The sequence below is a fragment of the Serratia sp. JUb9 genome (assembly GCF_014298095.1).
Lineage (GTDB): Bacteria > Pseudomonadota > Gammaproteobacteria > Enterobacterales > Enterobacteriaceae > Serratia_B > Serratia_B rhizosphaerae.
The window spans coordinates 1,681,413-1,708,018 of record NZ_CP060416.1; the positions used below are offsets into that span (position 1 = coordinate 1,681,413).

The 26,606-nt window shown below is 61.7% G+C and carries 19 protein-coding genes, 1 tRNA gene and 1 pseudogene; 11 read left to right on the forward strand and 10 right to left on the reverse strand.

The genetic code is table 11. The features are described from left to right. Positions 1–6 precede the first annotated feature (6 nt). The 6 genes from HF675_RS07910 to HF675_RS07935 all read right to left on the reverse strand — a co-directional run bounded on the left by HF675_RS07910 (position 7) and on the right by HF675_RS07935 (position 8,271). A complete protein-coding gene (locus HF675_RS07910; protein ID WP_105231892.1) occupies positions 7–1,257 on the reverse strand; it encodes a sarcosine oxidase subunit beta family protein in 1,251 nt (416 codons plus the stop codon). A gap of 18 nt (positions 1,258–1,275) precedes the next feature. Further along, on the reverse strand, positions 1,276–2,592 hold the full coding sequence (gene glyA, locus HF675_RS07915; RefSeq protein ID WP_105231891.1) for a serine hydroxymethyltransferase: 1,317 nt from the start codon (positions 2,590–2,592) through the stop codon (positions 1,276–1,278). Between the two features lie 147 nt (positions 2,593–2,739). After that, a complete protein-coding gene (locus HF675_RS07920) occupies positions 2,740–3,831 on the reverse strand; it encodes a GlxA family transcriptional regulator (protein WP_187044383.1) in 1,092 nt (363 codons plus the stop codon). A gap of 96 nt (positions 3,832–3,927) precedes the next feature. Then, positions 3,928–4,686: a 3'-5' exonuclease gene (locus tag HF675_RS07925; RefSeq protein ID WP_105231889.1), complete on the reverse strand. Its 759-nt coding sequence runs from the start codon at positions 4,684–4,686 to the stop codon at positions 3,928–3,930. A gap of 7 nt (positions 4,687–4,693) precedes the next feature. Next, positions 4,694–6,580, reverse strand: coding sequence for a DUF294 nucleotidyltransferase-like domain-containing protein (locus tag HF675_RS07930; protein ID WP_187044384.1), 1,887 nt, complete (start codon positions 6,578–6,580; stop codon positions 4,694–4,696). A 35-nt stretch (positions 6,581–6,615) separates the two neighbouring features. Continuing rightward, positions 6,616–8,271: a BCCT family transporter gene (locus HF675_RS07935; protein WP_105231887.1), complete on the reverse strand. Its 1,656-nt coding sequence runs from the start codon at positions 8,269–8,271 to the stop codon at positions 6,616–6,618. A 283-nt stretch (positions 8,272–8,554) separates the two neighbouring features. Between HF675_RS07935 and HF675_RS07940 the strand changes: the two genes are divergently transcribed. Beyond that, positions 8,555–9,931 (forward strand): L-serine ammonia-lyase, encoded by a 1,377-nt coding sequence (locus HF675_RS07940; RefSeq protein ID WP_105231886.1) that lies wholly within the window; start codon positions 8,555–8,557, stop codon positions 9,929–9,931. A gap of 290 nt (positions 9,932–10,221) precedes the next feature. Then, the gene (locus HF675_RS07945) at positions 10,222–11,376 is read left to right on the forward strand and encodes a GlxA family transcriptional regulator (RefSeq protein ID WP_105231885.1); all 1,155 of its coding nucleotides are present in this window, start codon (positions 10,222–10,224) and stop codon (positions 11,374–11,376) included. A gap of 151 nt (positions 11,377–11,527) precedes the next feature. Here the strand turns inward: HF675_RS07945 and HF675_RS07950 are convergent. Further along, positions 11,528–11,629 (reverse strand): annotated as a pseudogene (locus HF675_RS07950) (hypothetical protein); the annotation flags it as partial. Between the two features lie 117 nt (positions 11,630–11,746). Here HF675_RS07950 and HF675_RS07955 point away from each other — a divergent pair. The 6 genes from HF675_RS07955 to HF675_RS07980 are packed head-to-tail and all read left to right on the forward strand — an operon-like array spanning position 11,747 to position 19,436. Then, positions 11,747–12,724: a dipeptidase gene (locus tag HF675_RS07955; RefSeq protein ID WP_187044385.1), complete on the forward strand. Its 978-nt coding sequence runs from the start codon at positions 11,747–11,749 to the stop codon at positions 12,722–12,724. 31 nt (positions 12,725–12,755) lie between these two features. Next, positions 12,756–13,286 carry a 4-vinyl reductase gene (locus HF675_RS07960; RefSeq protein ID WP_187044386.1) on the forward strand — a complete coding sequence of 177 codons (531 nt, stop codon included), beginning with the start codon at positions 12,756–12,758 and terminating at the stop codon, positions 13,284–13,286. A gap of 56 nt (positions 13,287–13,342) precedes the next feature. Then, positions 13,343–15,406: a dimethylglycine demethylation protein DgcA gene (gene dgcA, locus HF675_RS07965; protein WP_105231882.1), complete on the forward strand. Its 2,064-nt coding sequence runs from the start codon at positions 13,343–13,345 to the stop codon at positions 15,404–15,406. A 40-nt stretch (positions 15,407–15,446) separates the two neighbouring features. Then, positions 15,447–17,405, forward strand: coding sequence for a (Fe-S)-binding protein (locus HF675_RS07970; protein ID WP_187044709.1), 1,959 nt, complete (start codon positions 15,447–15,449; stop codon positions 17,403–17,405). Next, positions 17,405–18,643, forward strand: coding sequence for an electron transfer flavoprotein subunit alpha/FixB family protein (locus tag HF675_RS07975; RefSeq protein WP_187044387.1), 1,239 nt, complete (start codon positions 17,405–17,407; stop codon positions 18,641–18,643). The genes HF675_RS07970 and HF675_RS07975 overlap by 1 nt, the downstream gene beginning before the upstream one ends. Continuing rightward, positions 18,633–19,436: an electron transfer flavoprotein subunit beta gene (locus HF675_RS07980; protein ID WP_105231880.1), complete on the forward strand. Its 804-nt coding sequence runs from the start codon at positions 18,633–18,635 to the stop codon at positions 19,434–19,436. Before HF675_RS07975 ends, HF675_RS07980 begins: the two co-directional genes overlap by 11 nt. Positions 19,437–19,524: 88 nt before the next feature. Here HF675_RS07980 and HF675_RS07985 read toward each other — a convergent pair whose 3' ends face one another. Beyond that, on the reverse strand, positions 19,525–20,847 hold the full coding sequence (locus HF675_RS07985) for an aromatic ring-hydroxylating dioxygenase subunit alpha (RefSeq protein ID WP_105233441.1): 1,323 nt from the start codon (positions 20,845–20,847) through the stop codon (positions 19,525–19,527). A 344-nt stretch (positions 20,848–21,191) separates the two neighbouring features. Here HF675_RS07985 and HF675_RS07990 point away from each other — a divergent pair, with 344 nt between their 5' ends. After that, entirely contained in the window at positions 21,192–22,319 is a 1,128-nt protein-coding gene (locus tag HF675_RS07990) for a hybrid-cluster NAD(P)-dependent oxidoreductase (RefSeq protein WP_105231879.1), read from the forward strand. 75 nt (positions 22,320–22,394) lie between these two features. On the opposite strand, the gene HF675_RS07995 is transcribed toward HF675_RS07990, so the two are convergent. Both HF675_RS07995 and HF675_RS08000 read right to left on the reverse strand, forming a co-directional pair. Beyond that, the gene (locus tag HF675_RS07995) at positions 22,395–23,684 is read right to left on the reverse strand and encodes an MFS transporter (RefSeq protein ID WP_105231878.1); all 1,290 of its coding nucleotides are present in this window, start codon (positions 23,682–23,684) and stop codon (positions 22,395–22,397) included. Further along, positions 23,681–25,096 (reverse strand): M20 family metallopeptidase, encoded by a 1,416-nt coding sequence (locus tag HF675_RS08000; RefSeq protein WP_105231877.1) that lies wholly within the window; start codon positions 25,094–25,096, stop codon positions 23,681–23,683. Before HF675_RS08000 ends, HF675_RS07995 begins: the two co-directional genes overlap by 4 nt. Positions 25,097–25,267: 171 nt before the next feature. Here HF675_RS08000 and HF675_RS08005 point away from each other — a divergent pair, with 171 nt between their 5' ends. Both HF675_RS08005 and HF675_RS08010 read left to right on the forward strand, forming a co-directional pair. Next, positions 25,268–26,188 carry a LysR family transcriptional regulator gene (locus HF675_RS08005; protein ID WP_105231876.1) on the forward strand — a complete coding sequence of 307 codons (921 nt, stop codon included), beginning with the start codon at positions 25,268–25,270 and terminating at the stop codon, positions 26,186–26,188. Positions 26,189–26,358: 170 nt separating this feature from the next. Further along, positions 26,359–26,434 (forward strand) — tRNA-Thr (locus HF675_RS08010). The last annotated feature ends 172 nt before the right edge of the window (positions 26,435–26,606 follow it).

The following is a 26,606-nucleotide window of genomic DNA, read 5'->3' on the forward strand; positions in this document are numbered from 1 at the left end:
CTCCTCTCAGTGGGCAACGCCGGCGGCGCCGTGTTCGTCCACCAATGCGCCGGTATTGAATCGATCGATCGAGAACGGGGCCGCCAGCGGGTGCGGCTTGCCTGCCGCCAGGCTGGCGGCGAAGACGTGGGCCGAACCCGGCGTGGCTTTAAAGCCGCCGGTTCCCCAGCCGCAGTTAAACCACAGCCCTTTGACTTTGGTGGCCGACAGAATCGGGCTGGCGTCCGGCGTGGTATCGACGATGCCGCCCCATTGCCGGTTCATGCGCACCCGCGAGAACGCCGGGAACATCTCGACGATCGCCTGCAGCGTATGCTCGATGGTGGAGTAACTGCCGCGCTGGCCGTAGCCGTTGTAGCCGTCGATACCGGCGCCGATCACCAGATCGCCTTTATCCGACTGGCTGATGTAGCCGTGCACGTGGTTTGACATCACCACGGTATCCAGCACCGGTTTCAGCGGTTCGGACACCAGCGCCTGCAGCGGGTGGGATTCCAGCGGCAGCTTCAGCCCGGCCATGCCGGCCAGCACCCCGGAGTTGCCCGCCGCCACGCAGCCGACGGTGCGGGCTTCGATATCGCCGCGGGTGGTGTGCACGCCGTAGACCTGGCCGTCACGCATCATAAAGCCGGTGACCTCGGTCTGCTGCAGGATATCCACCCCCAGGGCGTCCGCCGCGCGCGCAAAGCCCCAGGCGACCGCATCATGGCGCGCCACGCCGCCGCGAGGCTGCCAGGAGGCGCCCAGCACCGGATAGCGGGCGTTTTTCGAACAGTCGAGCATCGGCACCAAATCCTGCACCTGGCGGGCGTCCAGCACCTCGCCGTCGATGCCGTTCAGGCGGTTGGCGTTTACCCGGCGGCGGATGTCGCGCATATCCTGGAGGGTATGCCCCAGATTGAGCACGCCGCGTTGGGAGAACATCACGTTGTAGTTGAGATCCTGCGACAGGCCTTCCCACAGTTTCATTGAGTGTTCAAACAGCGCTGCGGCCTCGTCCCACAGATAGTTGGAGCGCACGATGGTGGTGTTACGGGCGGTATTGCCGCCCCCCAGCCAGCCTTTTTCCACCACCGCCACATTGGTGATGCCGAACTCTTTCGCCAGGTAGTAAGCGGTGCCCAACCCGTGGCCGCCGCCGCCGATGATAATTACGTCATAAGATTTCTTCGGCACGGGGCTGCGCCACATCCGCGGCCAGTCTTCATGGTGGTTGAGGCCATGGCGCAGCAGACTCAAACCTGAATAATGTTGCATAGCGTCTCTTCCTGTCTGTTAGGCGAAAGCGGGGCGGGGCAGCGTCATGCCCTGAGGGTCGCCGTAAACCGGGTAGCGGGCGCACAGCTCCGCCACGTTGGAGCGTACCCAGGCCTCGATATTGCTGCTCTCTTCGTGAGTGCCTTCTTTACCGCGAGCCAGGGTATCCAGAATGTCGCAGATCCAATGCGCCAGCATTTCGCACTCGCGCAGATCAAAGCCGCGGGTGGTGATCGCCGGGGTGCCGATACGCAGTCCCGATGTGACGAAGGGGCTGTGGGGATCGTTGGGCACGGCGTTTTTATTGACGGTGATATGGGCGCGCCCCAGCGCGGCATCCGCCTCTTTGCCGGTAATGCCCTGGCGAATCAGTGAGACCAGGAACAGATGGTTGTCGGTGCCGCCGGAGACCAGATCGTACCCGCGCCGGATGAACACCCCCGCCATCGCCCGGGCATTGTCGATAACCCGCGCCTGATAGCGGACAAACTCTTCGCTCATCGCTTCGCGCAGCGCCACCGCCTTGGCGGCGATCACGTGCATCAGCGGGCCGCCCTGCTGCCCGGGGAAGACTGCGGCATTCAGTTTTTTGTACAGCTCCTCATCGCCGCAGGCGGAGAGGATCATGCCGCCGCGCGGGCCGCGCAGCGTTTTATGGGTGGTGGTAGTGACCACGTGGGCGTGGGGCAGCGGGTTGGGGTAGCAGCGGGCCGCCACCAGCCCGGCGACGTGGGCCATGTCCACCAGCAGCCAGGCGCCGACTTCATCGGCGATCTCGCGGAAACGGCGCCAGTTCACCACCCGGGCGTAGGCGGAGAAACCGGCGATAATCAGCTTCGGCTGGTGTTCAAGCGCCAGTCTCCGCACCTCATCGTAATTGATCTCGCCGCTTTCCGGGTCGAGGCCATACTGCACCGCATTGTAGTGTTTGCCGGAAACGTTAGGCGCCGCGCCGTGGGTCAGGTGGCCGCCGTGGGCCAGGCTCATCCCCAGGATGGTGTCCCCCGGCTTCACCAGCGCCATAAACGCCGCAGCGTTCGCCTGAGCGCCGGAGTGCGGCTGCACGTTGGCGTAGTCGGCGCCGAACAGCAGACAGGCGCGCTCGATAGCCAGCCGCTCCACCACGTCGACGTGTTCACAGCCGCCGTAGTAGCGCTTGCCCGGATAACCTTCAGCATATTTGTTGGTTAACTGGCTTCCCTGAACCGCCATCACCTGAGAGCTGGCGTAGTTTTCGGAAGCGATCAGTTCGATATGGTTTTCCTGACGCACCATTTCGCCAACGACGGCGGCGAAGAGCTGCGGGTCGGTCTTGTTCAAATCATCGGCATTCATCTGCTTATCCTCAGGGTTAGCGCTGCGGCGGCACCATCCGCCTACCGTCAGCCAAGATAGATCGGGGCGTACCCCTGAAGATTGAACAGATGCGACAACTTTATGTCACAATCGCGACATATGTATTTAACTCACTGTTATTTATGCTTATTTGTTGGTAGCGTCGTTTTGTATTTTTGCGTTCAATCGCAAAACGGCCGCTGGCTCGTGGCGACGCTGAGCGCTTTCGGGCTGGCCGATATGCAGAAAGAAGGGATCGACCGCCTGTTCATGGCCGGTTTTGCGCGCCCGCGACGGAGAGTAGCCGAAGGTTTCACGGAACTGACGCGAAAAGTGAGCGGTATCGGAAAAGCCGCACTGCTCGCCGATATCGGTGACGGTGCGCGGGGTATAGTGCAGCAACCACAGGCCGTAGCGCAGTCGCAGGTTACGCATAAAGCGCTGCGGGGTGACGCCGAGTTCATCGCGAAACTTGCGCTCGATATTGCGCCGTGAAGTGCCTACCCGTCGTGCCAGATCGTCAATCGACAGCGATTCGCCCAGGTGCTGGGAAATAATATCGATTGCCCGGCGCAGCGCCCGATCCGCCACCCGTTCAAACACCACGGGCTGCGGCTGGGGATGCTCGCCGCGCCGCCCTTCGTCAATCAGCATAATATGCAGGCTTTTCATCGCCCAGGCGCGGCCCAGATGGCGTTCCACCAGATAAGCGGCCAGATCCGCCGCCGCGCTGCCGCCGGCGCAGGTGATCAGATCGCCGTCGTCGACGAACAGCCGGTCGGCCACCGGCGTCACCTGCGGAAAGCGCCGGGTCAGATCGCCATGGTGATACCAGCTGACGCAGCAGCGCCGCCCGGGCATCACGCCGGCCTGAATCAGCGCAAACACGCCGGTACAGACGCCCACCAGCGGCACGCTGGCTGCGGCGGCGCGGCGAATGTAGTCCAGCGCTACGCGGTCGGTGTGGTCTTGCGCATCCTGCACGCCGCCGATTACCACCAAATAGTCAAAGCGCGTCGGATCCGCAAAAGGCTGGCAGGGCGCAACGGCGGCGCCGCAGCTGGAGAGCGCCGGTTGGCCGTCGCCGGTCATAAAGGTCCAGTGGCAGCGCAGCTGGCGGCTGCGATCTCCCTCATCGGCGGCCAGCCGCAGACAATCGACGAAAGCGGCAAACGGCAGCAGCGTAAAGCGCTGCAGCAGAACGAAACCTACCGTTAGCAAGGGCGACGCATCGGTCATCAGAGATTCCTCGTGGGGGTAGCAGGCTGACTGCCACAGCTTAGCAAGGTAACGGCGGGGACGGTGACCGCATTGTGCCGCCGTCCTGGTATCGGCTCAGCACCACAGTGCCTCGACCGGCGTATCCGCAGAAAAATGGTGGGCGACCTGAGCCTGAAGCAATTCGGCGCAGGCCAGGGCGTCGGTGAGGGCATTGTGCGCCGGGTAGCGGGGCAGATTATAGCGGGTGCGGCTTTCGGGCAGGCGCAGCGAAACCCGCGGCCGGCGACTGAACAGCCGCGCCGCCAGGCTGACGGGGCGATGACGGTGCTGGCGCGCTTCCAGCGCCAGGGTATCGATACAGGGAAAGGTAATCCCTTCCCCGATGCGCCGCTGCAGGGCGGCATCGAGAAACTGCCGCTCGATGCCGCGGTGGTGTACCACCAGCACTTTACCGGCCATCAGTTCGAGCAGCGTGATAAACAGCGCGTTCAGGTCCGGCGCCTTTTCCACTTCGGAATGGGTAATACCGTGGATCACCACCGACTCGTCGCGCAGCACCGCCCGTGGTTTCAGCAGCCAATGGCGGCCGTGCCGCAGGTGAATGCGCTGCAGCGTCATGGGCACCAGCCCGATGCTGACGATATCGTCGCGGCGGGCGTCGGTGCCGGTGGTTTCAAAATCCATCGCCAGCAGCGGCGCCTGGGCGATCGCCGTGTCGGGTGCTATGGCGCCAGCCTGGTAAAATGCCCGCAGCGCCGGATGACGCGCCTGGTGCGCCAGCTCAGCCATCCGCTCCGGCCATACCGGGGGGGCGCATTCGGCGATGGGTTGCCGCGACGTCGTGTTGAACGGGTGCTTGCCGATATAGAACATGGCGACCTCAGCGTATTCGTCCGGCCTGATAGCGGTATTTCAGGAATTTCTGGGCATTGCTCAGGATCTGGAAGGCATCCTTGAGGTTTTTGCGTTCGAAATCCGACAGGTTTTCCGGCTCGATATTGTTATCCGGCTGGCGTTCGGCATCCAGATCCAGCGCCTGATGGCGGATGCGCACCATCGAGATAAACTCCAGCGCGTCACGCAGATCCTGGCCGCGCCCGTGCGGCAGAATATCCGCCTCGATAATCTCCTGCAGGCGTTCAAAGGAGTTACGGGCGCGGGAGCCGATCGCCAGCGCATGCACGCGGATCAGATCCGCCAGCGGGGCGGTGCCGCGCCGTTTCATATTGATGGAGCGGCTGTGCTGGCCGGAAGGCTCCATCACAAACCCCTTAAAAAAGCCGAGCGGCGGCGTGCGCAGCAGCGCGTTGCGCGCCATGCAGGCCAGAAAGCGGGCGTTATGGCGCGTCTGCTGCGTAATGCTCTGATTCAGATGTTCCGCCCACTCGGTGTTGCCCCAGACGCCGTCGAGGTCGAAAAAGATAGCGCTGTCGAGCAGAGTTTGCGGCGTGGGTTTGCCGATCCAGTCGGCGAAGTAGCGCTCCCACACGGCGAGCGGCTGGCGCCATTTGGCGGTGGTGGCCATAATTCCGCCGCTGCAGTAGCGGTAGCCGCAGGCCGCCAGGCCGTCGCTGACGAAGGTCGCCAGCTCAAGGAACCAGCCGTCGTGGCGTAGCGGATCGAAACTGTTGTCGAGCACCAGCGCATTGTCCTGGTCGGTGACGATCAGCTGCTCCTGACGCGCCATCGATCCCAGCGCCAGAAAACAGTAGGGCACCGGCGGCGGCCCCAGCTGCTGTTCCGCCAGCTCCAGCAGGCGCTGGGTAAAACTGCGGCCGATGACCGCCATGGCGCTGCCGATCATCTTCGAGTTGGCGTCTTCACGCACGATGCGCCTGAAGCAGGCGCGCACTTCGCCGCTCAGGGCGCTCAGTTCGGCGACGCTGTTGGCGTGGAAGATGCGGCTGACTACGAACAGGCTGTTCTGAGATTCATAGCGCAGGATATCCGACTGCGATATCACGCCGATGGGCTGACCCTGTCTGAGCACCGGCAGATGATGCACATTGTGACGCATCATGGTCAGCATGGCTTCGAACACCATCTGATGATGTTCGCCGTAAATCAGCTCTGGCGTCATGATCTCGCTGACCGGCGTATCAACGCTCAACCCTTTGGCGACGACCCGGGTGCGCAGGTCGCGGTCGGTGAGCATGCCGGCCATACGGGCGGCGTTGCCCATTGCGCCCTCCGGCACGCCGGGGTGCATCACCAGTAACGAAGAGACCCCTTCCGTGCTCATTGTGATGGCGGCCTCGCGCACGGTGCCGGAGGTTTCGATGGTGACCGGCTGACGGCCAATCAGCGTATCGATGCTTGAGGTGAGCAGTTCGTTGGCGTCCTCGGTGCGAGCCACGGTGTGGCGCAGCCGGGTGCGGTCTTCCACCTCCACGATGTCGGCGAATGCCTCATACTGCGCAAACAGCTGGTGGAATACCGGCGCGGGTATCAGCCAGGCCAGCGTGTCTTCCAGTGCGGTCACCGGAAAGCGCACGCTGCTTTCGCGCAGCAGGCCGAACTGGCCGAAATATCCTCCCGCGCTGAGGCGATTGTAGAGATCGCCGTTGCGTCGGTAGACCTCGACGGCGCCGCTGCGGAGCACATACCAGGCGTCCACCTGCTGGCCGAAGGACAATATGTGGCTGCCCGCCTTGAAGTAGCTGACTTCGATATTGGTGGCCGCCAGAGCCAGCGCTTCAACGGGCAGCGCGTCGAAGGGCGGATAGCGCCGCAGAAAGTCGATCATGTCCTGATGTTCGGCCTGCATGGTGACCTCCGTGGCAGCCGGAATACTGGAACGGCTCAGCTGCGTTCCGCGCTGGCGTTAGTACGCAGCCGAGGTTCCGTTGCCAGACCTTTCAGCACCGAGACCGCCGCAATCAGCAGCACGATGGCGAACGGCAGCCCGGTGGTCAGCACCATGGTCTGCAGCGCCACCAGTCCGCCGCCCAGCAGCAGCGCTATCGCGACGACGCCCTGGAAGCTGCACCAGAACACTCGCTGCGGCGTGGGCGCGTTGACTTTTCCGCCCGCCGAGATGATATCGATCACCAGCGAGCCGGAGTCCGACGAGGTGACGAAAAACACCACCACCAGCAGAATGCCGATCAGTGAAGTAATCTGCGCCAGCGGCAGCGTGTCGAGCATGGTAAACAGCTGCAGCGGCAGTTCCGCTTCGGCAACGGCCTTGTGTCCCAGGTCAAAAAACTGATGGATGGCGGTATTGCCGAGGATGGTCATCCACATCACACAGGCCAGCGACGGGACAATCAGCACCGAGATAATAAATTCGCGCACGGTCCGGCCACGGGAAACGCGGGCGATAAACATGCCGACAAACGGCGACCAGGAGATCCACCAGGCCCAGTAGAAGGCGGTCCAGCTGGCGACGAAGTTGCCGTCTTCACGGCCGAAGGGGTTGGAGAGCGCCGGCAGGTACTGCAGGTAGGAGGCCAGATTAGAGAAGAAGCCGGTCAGCAGCGCCAGGGTCGGGCCGACGATGATAACGAACAGCAGCAGCAGCGCCGCCAGCATCATATTGATTTCCGACAGGCGGCGTACGCCTTTCTCCAGCCCCGCCACCACCGACAGCAGGGTAATGGCGGTAATGCCGATCACCAACAGGATCTGCGTGGTTTCGCCCATCGGGATGCCGAACAGGTAGTTCAGCCCGGAAGCGGCCTGGGAAGCGCCCAGTCCCAGCGAGGTCGCCAGGCCAAACAGCGTGGCCAGCACCGCCAGAATATCGATGATATGCCCGGGCCAGCCCCAGACCGCATCCCCCAGCAGCGGATAGAACACCGAGCGCATGGTCAGAGGCAGCCCTTTGTTAAAGGAGAACAGCGCCAGCCCCAGCGCCAGCATCGCATAGATGGCCCAGGGGTGCAGCGCCCAGTGGAAGATGGTGGTGGCCATCGCCAGTTGGCGGGCGGCATCCGGGTCGCCCGCGGCGGCGGCCAGCGGCGCGGTGTCGCTGCGTACGCCGTTTTCGATACTGACGCCGCCAAGCGCGCTGGAGAAGTGCGACAGCGGTTCCGAAACGCCGTAGAACATCAGGCCAATCCCCATACCGGCGGCGAACAGCATGGAGAACCAGGCCAGATAGTTGTAGTCCGGTCTGGCCAGGGTGCCGCCCAGCCGCACCTTGCCGAGCGGGGAAAACACCAGCACCAGACAGAGAATCACGAAGATATTGCCGACGCTCAGAAAGAACCAGCTCAGGTTGGTGGTCAGCCATTTAAGCACGCTGCTGAAGATGGGTTCCATCTGGCTGTGAAACGCCAGCGTCAAGACGACAAAGATAACGATCGCCACTCCGGAGATGACGAAGACGCGGTTATGAATATCCAGCCCGAAAGGGCCGACGCTGACCACGATATTGTCCTGGCCCACCTGATAGTCGGTATCGTACGGGTTAACCTCACCATCGGGTACCATCGGATCTTTTGAATCCGGCATAGTGATTCCTCCTAGGGAATGGTTGGTGATTGCCTGAACTCTGCGTGGGGCTGGACACGGCCTCTGGTTAGTCAGCCCGTCCAAGACGGATGATAGCGACGGGATGGCGGTGTGAAATGCCTGTCAACGTCTTGACGGGGTCGATTTGCGACATGCGGCTCAGACGAGGAGCGGCGGTGATTTTCGGTCGGTGTGACGCTTGAAAACGTCGTGAATCGGCATTTCCTGACCTGCGTCCGCAGCGATAATGGACGCTGACATTTCAGGCTCTCGGGAGAAGGTAATGAGTATCAGCGTCTTTGATCTGTTCAAGATTGGGGTCGGCCCCTCCAGTTCACATACCGTAGGGCCGATGCGTGCCGCGCAGCGCTTTGTCCGGCAGTTAAGCGAGCAGGGCGTGCGGGATGCGGTGACGCGCGTCAGGGTGGCGTTGTTTGGCTCCCTGAGCGCCACCGGCGTGGGGCACGGTACCGATAAGGCGACGCTGATGGGGCTGATGGGCGAGTCGCCGGAAACGGTCGATCCCCGCACTATCGACCCCGCGATCCGAGCGGTGTGCGAAACCGGCTTTCTGACCCTGGCCGGCGGGGCTGGCGTGGAGTTTGACTGGAACCGCGATCTGCATTTCGTTGATGAAGTGCTGGCATATCATCCCAACGCCATGCGTTTGACCGCCTTCAACTCGCAGGGCGTGGCGTATGAGAACACCTACTATTCGGTAGGGGGCGGTTTTGTGCTGGATGAGAGCGAGGCCACCGCGAGCGCGCATCTGGTGCCGCAGGTGGAACTGCCTTACGACTTTAACACCTGCGCGGAACTGCTGGCGCACTGCCGGCGGCAGGGGTTAAGAATCAGTGAGCTGATGCTGGAAAATGAAAAGGTATGGCGCGATGAAGCCGAAATCCGCGCCGGTATCGCCGCCCTCTGGCAGGCGATGCAGGATTGTATTGCCCAGGGGCTGGAGAATGAGGGCGTCCTGCCGGGCGGGCTGAACGTCAAGCGCCGTGCTCCCGGGCTGTATCGTTCCCTGCAGCGGGCGACAGGGGCGAATGTGATTGGCACCACGCTGTCGGCGATGGACTGGGTCAATCTCTATGCGCTGGCGGTCAATGAGGAGAACGCCGCAGGGGGGCGTATGGTGACAGCGCCCACCAACGGTGCGGCCGGTATCGTGCCGGCGGTGTTGATGTATTACATGCGCTTCAGCGAGCAGACGCGGGAGCAGGACGTGGTGGACTTTCTGCTGGCAGCGGCGGCGGTAGGGGCGCTGTGTAAGAAAAATGCCTCGATTTCCGGCGCAGAGGTGGGCTGCCAGGGCGAGGTCGGCTCAGCCTGCGCCATGGCCGCCGCCGGGCTGACCGAGGTGCTGGGCGGTACGCCGGAGCAGGTGGAAAATGCGGCGGAGATTGCGCTGGAGCATAACCTGGGGCTGACCTGCGATCCGGTGGCCGGGTTGGTGCAGGTGCCCTGCATTGAGCGCAATGCCATCGCCGCGATGAAAGCGATCAACGCCGCGCAGATGGCGCTGCGGGGAGACGGACAGCACTTTGTTTCGCTCGATAAAGTGATCCGCACCATGCGCGATACCGGACGGGATATGCAGGACAAGTATAAGGAGACGTCGCGCGGCGGTCTGGCGGTGAACGCGATAGAGTGCTGAAGGTTGCCTGATGTCTGCCCGTTTATTGGGCAGATGCACCAAAAAAGCATGGGGTGGCAGGGGATTACCCCGGCCTTATCCGATCAGCATAAACCGTGCCACCTCTGTTTTTTTAATCGCAACAGCGGCGCTAAATCACTATCGATGAATGATTATCGAGATATTGCGCATACATTTTAAATGTAAAAAGGAAGTGGCACATTTGTTGCCTTATTGTTTTCTGTGGAAGTGAAGAAGTATCAGACCCGTTTGTTCCCTCTCCTGACGAGAGACCACAGAGGCAAGAGCATATGTCTGAAACAAATGCATCATCCCGGGATTCTATCAATAACAATAAGACGCATACCGTTGGTTTTTTACTGGTGAACAATTTCACCATGATGGCGCTGGCGACGGCGGTTGAGCCGCTGCGCATGGCGAACCAGTTAAGCGGCCGCGAGCTGTATGACTGGCATACCATCAGCGAGGATGGCGGCGTGGTGATGGCCAGCGACGGCATTCACATTACGCCGGATTGCTCCATGGCCGATTCCAGCGCGCTGGATGTGCTGATCGTGGTCGGCGGCGTCAATATTACCCGCAGCTACAGCCGACGACAGGTGAGCTGGCTGCAGGCGATGGCGCGCAAGCAAATTCTGATTGGCGGCGTCTGTACCGGCCCTTATCTGCTGGCGGAAGCCGGGCTGCTGGACGGTTACCACTGCAGCGCGCATTGGGAGTGTATCGCCTCGATGCAGGAAGCCTATCCCAAAGTGCGATGTACCAATCAATTGTTCGTTATCGAGCGCGACCGCATGACCTGCAGCGGCGGCACGGTGCCGATGGATATGATGCTCAGCATGATCAAGCGCGATTTTGGCTATCAGCTGACGGCGGCGATCTCGGAGATGTTTATCTGCGATCGGGTGCGCAACGAGTCGGACTACCAGCGCATCCCGCTGCGCCACGTTCTGGGGACCGCGCAGCCGAACCTGGTGGAGGCGGTGTCGCTGATGGAGGCCAATATCGAAGAGCCGATCGATCTGGACGAGCTGGCCACCTATGTGGGGCTGTCCCGGCGCCAGCTTGAACGTCTGTTTCAGAAGTATCTGCAATGCTCGCCCTCCCGTTACTATATGAAACTCCGCCTGTTCCGGGCGCGGCAACTGCTGAAGCAGACTTCGATGTCGATTATCGAAATCGCGCTGGCCTGCGGTTTTGTCTCGACGCCGCACTTTAGCAAATGCTACCGCGAGCATATTGGCATTCCGCCGCGCGAGGAGCGACGCGGTATACGCAGCCAGGTGCTGAGCGAAACCCTGCCGCAGTTGGTGACCACTGCGCTGCCCGGCCTGAACGGCAAGAAGGAGCGCGTGGCGTCGGCGGTGGCGGTGCGCGCCCTGAGCGAGGCTCGCTTTGAGCCGACCTACGGTTCGGTGACGCTGGGTTGGAGCTCGCCGCCCTGAAGTGCTGAACATCATGCTTATTCTGCTGCCGCCTGCCCGCAACGGGCGGGCGGCGGCTATGTAGCCCAGTCTTCCAGCATGTGGGCGTGGCCTATGGCTCGACGCGTCCTCCACGTTCCGTCATAACGTCCGCATCTGCTTTCTCTTCCTACAGGAACGAACCCCAGCTCGGCTTTACCGGCCGCAGGATGATGGCGTCGCCTTCGCGGGCGATCTCCGGTTCATTGACACCCTCAAAATCCAGATAGCTCGGCGCCGGCTGCGCTCTGGGTCAGTCAGGTGACGTTTTCAGAACACTTTCTTTGTGGGGTTAACCCTATGCTGTCGAACATCAGGGCCGCTCTGGCCGTTACAGACAGGGGGTGAAAAGATGGACGCAGAACAGTTGCACAACGACGCCATTATTATCGATGGTCTGGTGATTGCGAAGTGGGATCGCGAGCTGTTTGAGGATATGCGGCGCGGCGGCCTGACCGCGGCGAACTGTACGGTGTCGGTCTGGGAAGGGTTTCAGAGCACCGTGGACAATATCGTCGCGATGAACGCGCTGCTCGAGCAGAATTCGGATCTGGTGATAAAGGTGCGCACCACCGACGATATTCGCCGCGCCAAAGCGGCGGGCAAGACCGGCGTGCTGATGGGGTTCCAGAATGCTAATGCCTTTGAGGATCAGCTCGGCTACGTGCAGATATTCAAGGATCTTGGCGTTGGGGTGGTGCAGATGGCCTACAACACCCAGAACCTGGTGGGCACCGGCTGCTATGAGCGCGACGGCGGGCTGTCCGGCTATGGTCGGGAAGTGGTGGCGGAAATGAACCGCGCCGGCGTCATGTGCGATCTCTCCCACGTCGGCGCCAAAACCTCTGAAGAGGTGATTCTGGCGTCGGAAAAGCCGGTCTGCTATTCGCACTGTCTGCCTTCCGGCCTGAAGGATCATCCGCGCAATAAGTCCGATGCGGAGCTGAAGTTTATTGCCGATCACGGGGGCTTTGTCGGCGTCACCATGTTTACGCCGTTCCTGAAAAACGGCATTCACTCCACCATCGACGACTATGTCGAGGCCATCGAATACATCTTCAACCTGGTGGGAGAAGATCAGATCGGTATCGGCACCGACTTCACCCAGGGCCAGGATCAGGCCTTTTTCGAGTGGCTTACCCATGACAAAGGTTACGCCCGCCATCTGACCAGCTTCGGCAAGATCATCAACCCTGAAGGGATCCGCACCCTCGGTGAATTCCCCAATCTGACCGAGGCCCTGCTGCGTCACGGATTCAGCGAACATCAAGTGCGCAAGATTATGGGCGAGAACTGGGTCCGCGTTCTGGCTGAGGTATGGGGCGAATAACCGCCAAGATGAAGATTGTCCGGGAGAAACCATGAGCTCACATGCACCTGAACTGCCGATTGCGGTGGACGATGAAACCGGCGTCTGGACCAGCGATGCGCTGCCGATGCTGTACGTACCGCGTCACTTTTTCGTCAACAACCATATGGCGATTGAAGAAGAGATTGGCGCAGAACGCTATGCGGCGATCCTGTATAAGGCGGGTTACAAATCCGCCTACTACTGGTGTGAAAAGGAGGCGGAAGCCCACGGCATCAGCGGCGCTGCGGTGTTTGAGCACTATATGAAACGGCTCTCCCAGCGCGGCTGGGGGCTGTTTATCATCGAGGCGCTCAATCTGGAGCAGGGCACGGCCCGTATCCGTCTGGAACACTCCGCGTTTGTTTATCAGTACGGCAAGGTCAACCGCAAAGTCGATTACATGTTTACCGGCTGGTTCGCCGGCGCCATGGATCAGGTAGCCCAGAGCCTGGGCTATGCGGTCAGAACCCGGGCGGTCCAGACCCGGAGCGCTGCCGAAGAGGGAAGTGACTACGGCGTGTTTGAGGTAACGCCGCTGTAATACGCGATGGCCGCCTGCGGGCGGCCTGGGTTTAAGCATTGAATCAGGGTGTTGCCATGTCCCAGTTTGATCTCCTGTTCCAGCCGTTGAATATCAATAAGCTGACCATCCGTAACCGCATCGTCAGTACCGCCCACGCCGAGGTGTATGCCACCGACGGCGGCATGACCACCGATCGCTATGTCAAATATTACGAAGAGAAAGCGAAAGGAGGCTGCGGCCTCTGTATCTGCGGCGGCTCCAGCGTGGTGTCGATCGACAGCCCGCAGAGCTGGTGGAGTTCGGTGAACCTGTCGACCGACCGCATCATCCCTCATTTCCAGAACCTGGCCGATGCGGTGCACAAACACGGCGGCAGGATCATGATCCAGATTTCCCATATGGGGCGTCGCTCACGCTGGGACGGTGAAAACTGGCCCAACCTGATGTCGCCGTCGGGCATTCGCGAGCCGGTGCACCGCGCGACCTGCAAAACCATCGAGGTGGAAGAGATCCGGCGGGTGATCGGCGATTTCGCCCGGGCGGCGGTGCGCGCCAAAGAGGGCGGCCTCGACGGCGTGGAGCTTTCCGCCGTGCATCAGCACATGATCGATCAGTTCTGGTCGCCGCGGGTCAACAAGCGTACCGACGAGTGGGGCGGCAGCTTTGAAAACCGCATGCGTTTCGGTATGGAAGTGCTGAAGGCGGTGCGCGAAGCGGTAGGCCCGGATTTTGTGGTGGGCATGCGCATCACCGGTGATGAGTTCCACCCTGACGGCCTGAGCCATGAGGATATGAAGCAGATCGCTGCCTACTACGACGGAACCGGCATGGTGGACTACTTTGGCGTGGTCGGCTCGGGCTGCGATACCCATAACACGCTGGCCAACGTTATTCCGAATATGAGCTACCCGCCGGAGCCGTTCCTGCACCTGGCGGCCGGGATCAAAGACGTGGTGTCGGTGCCGGTGATCCACGCTCAGAACATCAAGGATCCGAACCAGGCGCAGCGCATTCTGGAGCAGGGCTATGTTGATTTTGTCGGCATGACCCGGGCCCATATCGCCGATCCGCACCTGATCGCCAAGATCAAACTGAATCAGGTTGACCAGATTCGCCAGTGCGTGGGCGCCAATTACTGCATCGACCGCCAGTATATGGGGCTGGACGTGCTGTGCATCCAGAACGCGGCGACCTCGCGCGAGTATATGGGGCTGCCGCATAGTATTACCAAGAGCGACGGCCCGCAGCGCAAGGTGGTGGTGGTCGGCGGCGGTCCCGGCGGGATGGAGGCGGCGCGGGTGGCGGCCGAGCGCGGTCATCAGGTCACGCTGCTGGAACGCGGCGCGGAGCTGGGCGGGCAGATATCGATCGCCGCCAGAGCGCCGCAGCGCGATCAGATGGCGGGTATTACCCGCTGGCTGGCGATGGAGCTGCAGCGGCTGGGAGTGGCGATTCAGTTGAATACCGAAGCGGATGCCGCCACGGTGCGCGATCTGCGGCCGGATGTCTGCATTCTGGCGACCGGCGGTCGTCCGTTCCTGGAGCAAAACCCGGAGTGGGGCGCGGACGACGGGCGGGTGGTGTCCAGCTGGGACATCCTGACCGGCGCCGTCGAGCCGGGTAAAAACGTGCTGATTTACGACACCATCTGTGAATTCACCGGCATGTCGACCGCCGACTACCTGACCGCCAAAGGGGCGCTGGTGGAACTGGTGACCGATGATATCAAGCCCGGCGTCGGCATCGGCGGCACCACCTTCCCGACCTATTATCGCAGCCTGTATGAAAAGGCGGTGATCATGACCTCGGATCTAGCGCTGGAGGCGGTATACCGCGAAGGCGACAAGCTGGTGGCGGTGCTGGAAAACGAGTACACCGGCCAGAAAGAGGAGCGGGTGGTGGACCAGGTGGTGGTCGAAAACGGCACCCGGCCAAACGAAGAGCTGTACTACCAGCTGAAGGCGGAATCGCGCAATCAGGGGCAGATCGATAACGAGGCGCTGTTTGCCGCTCAGGCGCAGCCGGTACTGGCAGAGACGGGCGAGGGCATGATCCTCTGGCGGCTGGGGGACTGTGTGTCGCAGCGCAATGTCCATGCGGCGATCTACGACGCACTGCGCCTGTGCAAGGATCTGTAACCCAACGCCCACCCGGCTTATTGCGAGAGAGGACACCATGATACTCGACAGATTACTCCCCGTGTTGCTGGTGATGGCATTGCTGCTGGCGGCGGTCGGTATGATCCGGCGGATCCGCCTCTGGCGCGCCGGCCGGCCGGAAAAAGTGGCCCTGCTGGCCGGGCTGATGGCGATGCCGCGCCGCTATCTGGTGGATCTGCACCATGTGGTGGCGCGGGATAAGGTGATGTCGAACACCCACGTGGCGACCGCGGGCGGCTTTGTGCTGTCGATGCTTTTGATCCTGGCGGTTCACCTGTTCGGCATCCATAGCCGTTGGCTGGCTGGCGCGCTGTTAGGTGCGTTGGCGCTGATGCTGACCGGGGCGCTGTTTGTCTATCGCCGCCGTCGCCATCCGCCGGCGCGGCTGTCGAAGGGGCCGTGGATGCGGCTGCCGAAAAGCCTGCTGGTCTTCGCGGCCAGCTTTTTTATCGCCACGCTGCCCGCGGCGGGCATCCTGCCTGAAGGCAGCGGCGGCTGGCTCTTGGCGGCGCTGCTGGCCGGCGGGATCGTCTGGGGGCTGGGGGAACTGCTGTTCGGCATGGCCTGGGGCGGGCCGATGAAGCACGCTTTTGCCGGCGCGCTGCACCTGGCATTTCACCGGCGGCCGGAGCGCTTTGGCGGCGGACGTTCCACCGCGCTGAAAGCGGTGGATTTGGCTGCGCCGAAGCTGGGGGTGGAGAAGCCCGCCGATTTTACCTGGAACCAGCTGCTCGGTTTCGACGCCTGTGTGCAGTGCGGCCGCTGTGAGGCGGTGTGTCCGGCGTTTGCCGCCGGGCAGCCGCTGAACCCCAAGAAACTGATTCAGGACATGGTGGTTGGCCTGGCCGGCGGCTCGGACGCCCGCTTTGCCGGCAGCCCCTACCCGGGCATCGAGGTCGGCAAGGCGTGCGGCGCTCCGCATCAGCCTATCGTCTCCGGGCTGATCAGTCCGGAGACGCTGTGGTCCTGCACCACCTGCCGCGCCTGCGTTGAGGAGTGCCCGATGATGATCGAGCACGTGGACGCCATCGTTGATATGCGCCGCTTCCTGACGCTGGAGAAAGGCAGCACCCCGAATAAGGGGGCCGAAGTGCTGGATAACCTGATCGTGACCGACAACCCGAACGGTTTTAACCCGCGCAGCCGCACCCACTGGGCGGCGGATCAGAACCTGCGGGTGATGAAAGAGGTGAAGCAGGCGGACGTGCTGTTCTGGGTCTCCGACGGCGCATTCGATATGCGCAGCCAGCGCATTCTGCGCGCCTTTGTGAAGATCCTGAAGGCGGCGGGAGTGGACTTTGCCGTGCTGGGGGACGAAGAACTGGACTGCGGCGACGTGGCGCGCCGTCTGGGGGATGACGCCACCTTCCAACGGCTGGCGAAGCGTAATCTCGCCACCCTGGGCAAATACCGCTTCAACCGCATCGTCACCACCGATCCGCACGCTTTTCACTGCCTGCGCAATGAGTACCCGGAATTCAGCCCCGAAGGCGAGAAGCCGGATTACGAAGTGCTGCACCATACCACCTTTATCAATGAGCTGGTGAAGGCGCAGCTGCTGACCCTGAATGACTACAAGGGCGGCAGCGTGACCTGGCACGACCCCTGCTATCTGGGGCGCTATAACGGCGAATATGAAGCCCCCCGCGAGCTGCTGGCGGAACTGGGTATTCAGCCGGCCGAGATGGAACGTTCCGGCTTTCGTTCCCGCTGCTGCGGCGGTGGCGGCGGCGCGCCGATTACCGATATCCCCGGCGAGAGGCGGATTGCCGATATGCGCATGGAGGATGCCCGCGCCACCGGCGCCGAACTGGTCGCCGTAGGCTGTCAGCAGTGCACCGCGATGCTTGAAGGCGTGGTGGAGCCGCGTCCGGTGGTGAAGGATATTGCCGAACTGGTGGCCGAGGCGCTGGTGGAGCCGAGCGCACCGCCGGCGGCCAGGCGCAAGAGTGAACAACCTGCGATGGAGGTAGCCTGATGAGCGAGATTCTGCGCAGAGACCCGCGCGCCGAATGGATTGCGCGCAACCGCCTGCACCCGCAGCATGCGGCCATGATGATGCCGGCGGGCGAATCACGTGGCCCGTCCGGGCTGATTCGCCGCAACCCGCACGCCGTAGGTTTTATCGGCCCGAACGGCCTCCGCCGCATTGACCGGATGAATGTCGGCGCGCCGGTCGGCCGCGCCGGGCCGCGGACGGTCAGCGCGCTGCAGACGACGGCGCTGCCGCTGCACCGGGTGGAGCAGGTGGAATACTACATTGCGGTAGTGCCCGATATGGTGGGTGGCCGGCTGAGCGATCACGACCGGGATGTGTTGGGTCAGGCCCATGCGCTGATTCGCGAAATCGGCGGCGCCGGAGCGGTGCTGGCCGTGGTGTTCGGCGATCACCGCGAACAGGCGTTTGATACCGCCGGCGTCGACCGGCTGTTGGAACTGAACGGCGACGGCTATCAGGCGTATGCGCCGGAGCTGCGGGTCGCCGCCCTGAACGAGGTCGACAGCCAGTTTGCACCACGTCACTGGCTGCTGCCGGACAGCGTAGCCGGCGGCTTTGAGCTGGGATGCCGGCTGGCGGCGCGTCTTGGCGAACGGCCGGCGACGCAGGCCTGGCGGGTTGATGCCGCACAGAGCGTCTGCCGCGGCGCCGGCGGCAGCACCGATATTATCCGCGCCACGCCGCGTATGCTGCTGCTGGCATCGGAGTGCGCCGAACCGGTTGACGAAACCCGCCACGAGGCATTGCCGGTGCAGTTGCACCAGACGGTAAGCGTGGCGGCGCGCATTCGTGATGACGGGCAGGTGGCGGTGGATCCCAACGCGGTGGCGCTGGCAGAGGCGGAGTTTATCCTTTCGGCGGGCAACGGCGTGCAGGACTGGACGCTGTTTCACCAGTGCGCCGAAGCGCTCGGCGCGACGGAAGGCGCCAGCCGGGTGGCGGTGGACGATGGCCATATGCCGCGCCAGCGTCAGGTTGGCGCTACCGGCACCTGGGTCACCGCCCGGGTTTATGTGGCGGTGGGCATTTCCGGCGCCATTCAGCATTTGCAGGGCATCGGGCAGTGCGACAAGGTGATCGCCATTAACACCGATGCCGGCTGCGATATGGTAAAGCGCGCCGCGCTCAGCGTGATTGGCGACAGCAGCGAGATTATGGCCCAGCTGATCCGGCTGGTCAGGGAGCACCATCAGGGGGAGTTTGAACATGCAGCCTGAAAAGCATCATGCAGACCTGCGCGTGACCGCGCTGGTATCGATTGGCAAGCACCCCGGCTCTGCGCGCGAGCGCCGCGCCGGGCAGGACGCCCGGGCCGTCGAGCTGGGGATGACGCTGGCGTCTGACGGGCTGGAGGTGCTTCATGCGGGCGATCCTCATGCCGAGGCGCTGCGCAGCTATGCAGGGATGGGGCTGGACGTCCTGCGGGTTCTGGATCAGGAGGAGAATGCGGATGTGGTGCCAGCGCTGTGCCGTTATCTGAGCCAGGACAAACCGGATATTATCCTGACCGGCGTACGGGCCGAGAGCGGCGAATCGTCCGGTATGCTGCCTTACCTGCTGGGGGAGGCGCTGGGCATGCCGGTGGTGACCGGCATTGCCGATATTGTCGCTGTCGATGGCGGCGAGGCGCAGCTGCTGCAGGCGTTGCCGCGCGGCCAGCGCCGGGCGCTCAGGGTGCCGCTGCCGTTTATCGCCAGCGTTGATATGGCGGCGCCGGCGCCGCGCCAGAGCGCATTTGGCCCCGCCAGCCGGGCGCGGCTGGAAAGCACGCCGGCAGGCATTGCCTGTCCCGATGAGGTCAGAGCGCAGTGGAGCGAAGCGCCGGCCCGCAAGCGGCCGAAGCGCCTGCAGGTGGTGAAGGCGAAAACCGCCGCCGATCGTTTCAAGGCGGCGACCGCGAAGTCGCAGGGCGACGGCGGCCGTATCCTGCGCGATAAGCCGGCGCCTGAGATGGCGCAGGCGATATTCGATCTGCTGTTGGAGGAAGGCGTGGTGCGCGGCGGCCGGTGAGGCGTGTTGTTCAGGTTGTTTTTTATACCAAGAAAAGATCGTACCGTTGCCCGGCCCTCTCAGGCGAGAGGGCCGGGGCAAAGGGGAATCAGCCATATTGTCGTTCGACGTCGGGCACGCCGATCGGGTAGTGCTCGCTGTTATCCGTCTCGCCCAGATTTTTCAGCACGGTATCGCTGTACCACTCCAGGAAGTTGATCACGCCGAACTCGTAGGTTTCGGAGTAAGGACCGGGCTGATAGCCGATGGAGTTAATGCCGCGCTGGTTCTCTTCACCCAGAACGCGATCCTGATCGTTGGTGGCATCCCAGACCTGGCGCAGGCGCTCCGGATCGTAATCGACGCCCGGCACCGCATCCTTATGCACAAACCATTTGGTGGTCACCAGTGACTCCTGGGCCGAGATCGGCAGCACCCGGAACACGATAAAGTGATCGCTCTGCATGTGGTTCCAGGAGTTGGGCAGGTGCAGGATGCGCATCGATCCCAACTGGCGGCTCTGAATGCGGCCGAGCAGTTTGGTGCAGCCTTCGCTGCCGTCGATGGTCATCACGTTGGCCCCCGGTTTCAGCGGCATACGCACGATGCGGTTGCGCTGGCCAAAGCTTTGGTGGCGATGCGGGATCCCTTCCTGATCCCACCGTTCGGCCTGCTGGTTGTAGTAGTCGATAAACTCCGGCGTGGCGCGCGGATCGTTGGTGTCGTCCCACTCCAGCAGGGTGTTGAGCAGTTCCGGGTGGCTGCCTGCGCAGTGGTAGCATTCGCGGTTATTTTCCAGCACCAGCTTCCAGTTGGCCTTTTCATACATCTCGGATTCGGTCGCCAGCTTGGTGTTCTCCACGTCGTACGGCGCCATATATTCTTCGAGCGTCGCCAGGAAGTCATCGAAGTCGGATTCCGGCTGCTGCTCCGCGATGCAGACAAAGATAAAACCACCGGCGGTGCGGCAAAACGCCGGCTTCAGGCCGTGCTGACGCGGCTCGAAGCCGTCCCCCATATGGGTGCCGGCAAACAGCAGGTTGCCCTTCAGATCGTAGGTCCACTGGTGGTACGGGCAGACCAGGTTCGCTACCTTGCCGCGTGGCTGCTGACAGATGCGCGAGCCGCGGTGGCGGCAGGTATTGTGGAAAGCGTTGACCGCGCCGTCGGCGTCGCGCACCACCAGCACCGGGTTCTGGCCGATTTCAAGGGTGAAGTAGTCGCCCTTTTTCGGGATTTCGCTGGTCATGCCAACGAACAGCCACTCTTTCTGAAACACTTCCTCCATATCAATGCGGAATAGGGCCGGATCGTTATACAGCGGCTGCGGCAGCGAATAGTTCGGCTGGCGCCTTTTGAGCAAGTCGGCCATCTGTTCGCGCGCATCGGTAATGCTGGCGCAGGTGATATTCAGCAGATCGTTATGACTCATGATGTTGCTCTTCTCATTCAGATCAAAGTGTTTCGCGCCCGCGCGCGGACGCATCCTGGTTGCAACAACGCCCCGTTCCCGGTCACCCCATTGGAGAAATGGGTCACTGTTGGATCAGATGCTGCACCCGGTCGAGAATAAGGAATGTTCTGGCTGCGACATCGATCCCCTCCGTTAGAGACGTCGAGGGAAAGTATTGTTGTCCGGTGGTTTTTTCAGATATCTCGATGTCGTGAATAAGTAAATGGCAAAGGGGGGTTGAACTGAAAATTCAGTCCGTATTGCGGCCGCGCCGAATCATCGCGTGCTATCCATCGACACCTGGCCCACAGGAAGCATTCCCTATGACCAACCAGACTATTTCGGTAGTAAATAGCGGCGCTTTTGAGCCCGTAACCACCCAGACTTGGATCAACGGTCGTCATGCTGTGCGTTGCGTCAAAGTGATTCAGGAAACCTGGGATGTAAAAACCTACTGCTTTATGGCCGAGCAGCCGATCATGTTCTTCTTTAAGCCCGGCCAGTTCGTCACTCTGGAGCTGGAGATCGACAGCGAGCAGGTGTTCCGTTCCTACACCATTTCCAGCTCGCCGTCGGTGCCCTACAGTTTCTCGATCACGGTCAAACGGGTGCCGGGGGGTAAGGTGTCCAACTGGCTGCATGACAACATGAGCGAGGGGATGGAGCTGGCGGTGCATGGTCCGGTTGGCCAGTTTAACTGTATCGATAACCCGAGCGACCGGGTGCTGTTTCTGTCGGGGGGCGTCGGCATTACGCCGGTGATGTCGATGGCGCGCTGGTATTTTGATACCAACGCCGACGTCGATATGGTGTTTGTTCACAGCGCGCGTACGCCGCGAGACATTATTTTCCAGCGCGATCTGGAGAATATGGCCGCGCGCATCGCCAACTTTAAGCTGAACCTGATTTGCGAACGCTATGAGTCAGGCCAGAACTGGGGCGGCTATCGCGGCTTCTTTAATCACGCGATGCTGGAAATGATGGCCCCCGATTTTATGGAGCGCGAAGTCTACTGCTGCGGTCCGGCGCCTTATATGAAGGCGGTGCGCAACATGCTGCAGGAAGCCGGGTTTGATATGCGTCGCTATCACGAGGAATCGTTCGGCGCGACGCCGGAGCCGGTAAAAGAGCAGGCGCAGCAGGATGCCGAACAGGCGGCCGAAGAGGCCGAAGCGATACCGCGTTCCGACCTGATTCAGGTGTTCTTCGCCAGCACGGGCAAGAGCGTACAGATCGCGCCGGGGGAAACCGTACACGCCGCCGCCGCCAAACTGGGGCTGCACATCCCCAAAGCCTGCGGCATGGGCATCTGCGGCACCTGCAAGGTGAAGCGGCTGGAGGGCGCGGTCGAGATGGCGCATAACGGCGGCATTACCGATGAGGATGTCGAAGAGGGCTATATTCTCTCCTGCTGCAGCGTGCCGACGGGGGACGTGGTGGTGGAGTATTAAGGCAGATGCGGCCACGGAGGGCGCAGTTTCTCTTGGCTGACGGGAAAAACCCGGGCGGTCAGCCCGGGGTGTGATTTATGATGCGCGCGCGACGCCGCGCAGCTGGTGTTGGCTGCTCAGCAACGCCCAGCCGCTCAGCAGCGCCACCATCATCAGGTAGTAGCTTGGCGCCAGGCTGGTGCCGGTCATGCTGATCAGCAAGGTGCAAATCAGCGGCGCAAAGCCGCCGAACACCGTCACCGCCACGTTATAGCCGATCGCCATACCGCTGGCGCGGGTTTCCATCGGGAACAGATCCGCCATCACCGACGGCACCGTGGAGAAATACACCGATTTCAGCAGCGCCATCCAGCCGACCAGCAGCATCAGGGTCAGCGGCGTGGTGTGGTTGACCACCAGACGGAACGCCGGGTAGATGCTGACCACCAGCAACAGCAGCGAACCCCACATCAACGGCAGCCGGCCGACTTTTTCCGCCCATAGCCCTACCAGCGGCGTCACCACCGTCAGGATTACGCCGGCCAGCAGCGTTGCGCTGAAGGCCACCGACCCCGGCAGATGCAGGTTCTTGGTGGCGTAGGTCGGCACATAGTTGAGCATGTAGTTGATGGCGGTGGAGATCACCATCAGCCCGATAGCCAACAGCAGCAGTCGTTTTTGACTGCCCAGCAGCGTCTTGAGCGGCGCTCTGGCTTTCACATGCTGTTTGAAGCTGGCCGGCTCATGGACGTGACGGCGAATATACAGCCCTACCGGGCCAATCAACAGGCCGAAGGCGAAGGGAATGCGCCAGCCCCATTCCTGAATCTGCGCTTCGCTCAACCAGTAGGTCATGCCCAGACCAAACGCCGAGGCCAGCAGAGTACTGGCCCCCTGGGTAGCAAACTGCCAGCTGGCGATAAACGCCTTGCGTTCGGGGAAGTGTTCTACCAGAAACGCGGTTGAGCTGCCGAACTCGCCGCCGGCGGAGAAACCCTGGATCAGACGGGCGAGCAGGATCATCAGCGGTGCCGCCAGCCCGATGGTGGCGTAAGACGGCATAAAGGTGATGATAACGCCGCCGAGCATCATCAGGCTGATTGACGCCAGCAGGGCTTTTTTACGTCCGACGCGGTCGGCGTAGGCGCCCAGCACTACGGCGCCCAGCGGGCGGATCAGAAAGGAGACGCCGAAGCTGCCGAAGGTCAGCAGCATTGAGACGGCGGGATCTTCGGTGGGAAAGAAGGCATGGGCGATATAGTTGGCGAAAAAGCCGTAAACGGCGATATCGAACCATTCCAGGGCGTTGCCGATGCAGGTGGCGAACAGCGTTTTGTAGAGATGCGGCTTATTGCCGGCAACCGGCGTGTGGGCGGACGTACTCATCGTGTCGCCTCCCGCCGGCGCTGCGCCAGCACGTCACCACCGTTCTCGCCGAGATCCCAGAACAGACGCGTCATAATCTGCAACCCCTCACGGGCGATAGATTGCAGCATATGCTCATTTACGCCGTGCTGGCCGCAGGCCGGATAGGAATGCGGCACCCACAGCGTGGGCAGCCCCAGAATATCGGCGAACACGTCGTTAGGCAGCGAACCGCCGAGGTTAGGCAGCAACGCCGGTTTTTTACCGCTGGTGCGCTGCATGATATCAAGCGCCCAGTGTACCAGCGGATCCTGAGGATCGAGGCGGGTGGCGGGGGAGCCGCGCAGCCACTCCACCTCGACATTGCCAAAGCCGTGCGCTTGCAGGTGGGCCTGCAGGTGCTCGACCAGCCGCTGCCAGTCGGTGCCGACCACAAAGCGCAGCTGGCAGACCGCCGTGGCGCTGGCAGGGATGGCATTCATCGGCCGTTGCGGATTGCCGGTCTGGTAGGCCAGTACTTCCAGCGTATTCCAGCCGTAGAGCCGCTCGCTGGGCGTTAATCCTGTTTCACCCCAGTTTTCATCAATCTGCGGGTCGTGGGGTTGGCCGCCGACATCCAGCTCGCGCAAAATAGCGCGCATGGCGTCATCCAGCGCCGGCGGCTGTAATGCGGCGACCTGCAGCTGACCGTGCTGATTGACCAGCGAGGCGAGGGCGTTGGCAAGCTGGATGCCGGGGTTGCTGAGCAGGCCGCCCCAGTTGCCGGAATGGTAGGCGTTATCCCGCGCGCGAATGCTCAGGCGGAAATTGACGCAGCCGCGTGAGCCGAGGAACAGCGTCGGCTGCATGGCGTTCAGCCGCGGGCCGTCGGAGGCGATAAACAGATCGGCCTGCAGCAGATCTCGCTGACGGCGGCAGATCTCCGCCAGTCCCGGAGAGCTGATCTCTTCCCCCATTTCGAAGATCAGTTTGCAGTTAAAACCCAGCCTGCCGCCGCGCGCCTGAAACACCTGTTCCAGAGCGGCGAGGTTGATGCTGTGCTGCCCTTTGTTATCGGCGCTGCCGCGCCCGTACCAGCGATCGCCTTCCTCATGCAACTGCCACGGGGAGAGATCGCTGCGCCAGTTGTCATCATCGCCGAAGACGACGTCGCCGTGGCCGTAGCTCAGCAGGGTCGGCAGCGCAGGATCCTCGATGCGTACGGCGATCAGAAACGGTCGGTTGGCCGCTTCCGGGTTATCGCACAGATGAAGTTCAAAGCCGAGCGCGCGCAGCGGCGGCATGATCTCCTGCTGCAGGTATTGCATCAGCAGCGCATCGCGATCCTGCCGCTGGCTTTCCGTTTGCAGGGCAATACGGCGCGCCAGCACCTGCCGAAAAGCCCCGCTGTCAAAATAGGCGTTTGCCTGTTGTACCACCTGTTCACCCGTCATGGTTGCTTCCCGTTGTGTTTGTTGTTGATGTTGTGTTGGTTTTCGTTGTTATGCGGGTATCTAAGCTAAAATTGAGGTTTGCCACAATTGTCTATTTAACAAACAAGCTTTGCTGTTATAACAAGGCTTGTTTGCCCTGTTGTGAAGCATGCGCCGCCAGGAGGCCCCGGGATGATCAGTAGTGAAGTGCGTTTTTTTCTGGCGGTGGCCAGCAGCGGTTCGCTGAGTGCCGCCAGCGAACAGTTGTTTGTGGCGGTATCGGCCATCAGCCGCAAGATTCAGCGCCTGGAAGCGCAGGTGGGGGCGCCGTTGTTTGAGCGCCATGCGCGCGGTATGGTGCTGACCGAAGCCGGGCAGATTTTTGAGAATCACCTGCGCAAGAGCTTGCTGAATATTGAACAGGCGATGGCGGAAATTAAGGGGCTGAAAGCGGTGCGGCGCACGGCGCTGCGCGTGGCGTGTTCCAACGGCCTGGCCTTTTCGCTGCTGCCGCAATTGATGGCCCGTTTTCGTCAGCAGAATCCGGCGGTGACTTTTGTGCTGACGGTGGCGGACAGCAAAACCCTGGCGCGTCTGGTGCGCAACGGCGAATGCGATCTGGCGCTGCAGTTCAGCCTGCACCCCGAGCAGGGGGTGGACGTGCTTGCCTCGTGGGCGGCGCCGGTATTGCTGCTGATGCACAGCGATCATCCGTTGGCGAATCAGCAGGTGGCGCTGACCGACCTGTGTCAGTATCCGGTGTGTTTGCCGGAGCCGAGCACCACCATACGCCAGCTGTTTGATATCTGCTGCCAGATGAGCGGCACCTTTATTGAGCCGGTTTTGACCTGCGATAACTTTGCCGCGTTGTTCAATTTTTTGCAGGTTTCACCGCGCGCGGTGTCTATTTGCAGCCAATTCACCGTATTGCCGCTGTTGCAACAGCCCATCACCATCAAATCTTTTGGCGTTGACCAGCTCAGCCAGCGTACGCTGCAGTTACAGCTGCCGCCGGGCCGGCAGCGCAGCGCCGCGCTGCAGCTGTTTGTTGAATTTGTCAGCGACACGCTGAACCAGGAGGATAGCGCCGTACGCCGGCGCTATGCGCTATAGATGGATAACGTAATGGAAACCGGGTAAAAAAACGCCTTTTCCCCGGCAATGCCGTCGGCCGCGTGTTTTTTAAACAACTGGTGCAATAGCCCGTTGATTAGGCTTGCTTGTCGGCAGGGCGCTGTATTATATTGCGCAGCACGGAAACGGAACGTTTTCCGACAGAATTCGCCGGCTTAGCTCAGTAGGTAGAGCAACTGACTTGTAATCAGTAGGTCACCAGTTCGACTCCGGTAGCCGGCACCAATTAAAAAGCCACCTCAATGAGGTGGCTTTTTTGCGTTTTGCCGACGGAGAAACGGGGTAGGGGATTTATTCTATGTCTATGTGTCGGAACAAGGTCGATAAAACGCACGATAATAAATTCCGCGTTGCCATAGGATCAATAAGTCTGAGGGCCGACGGAAGGTGCGCATTG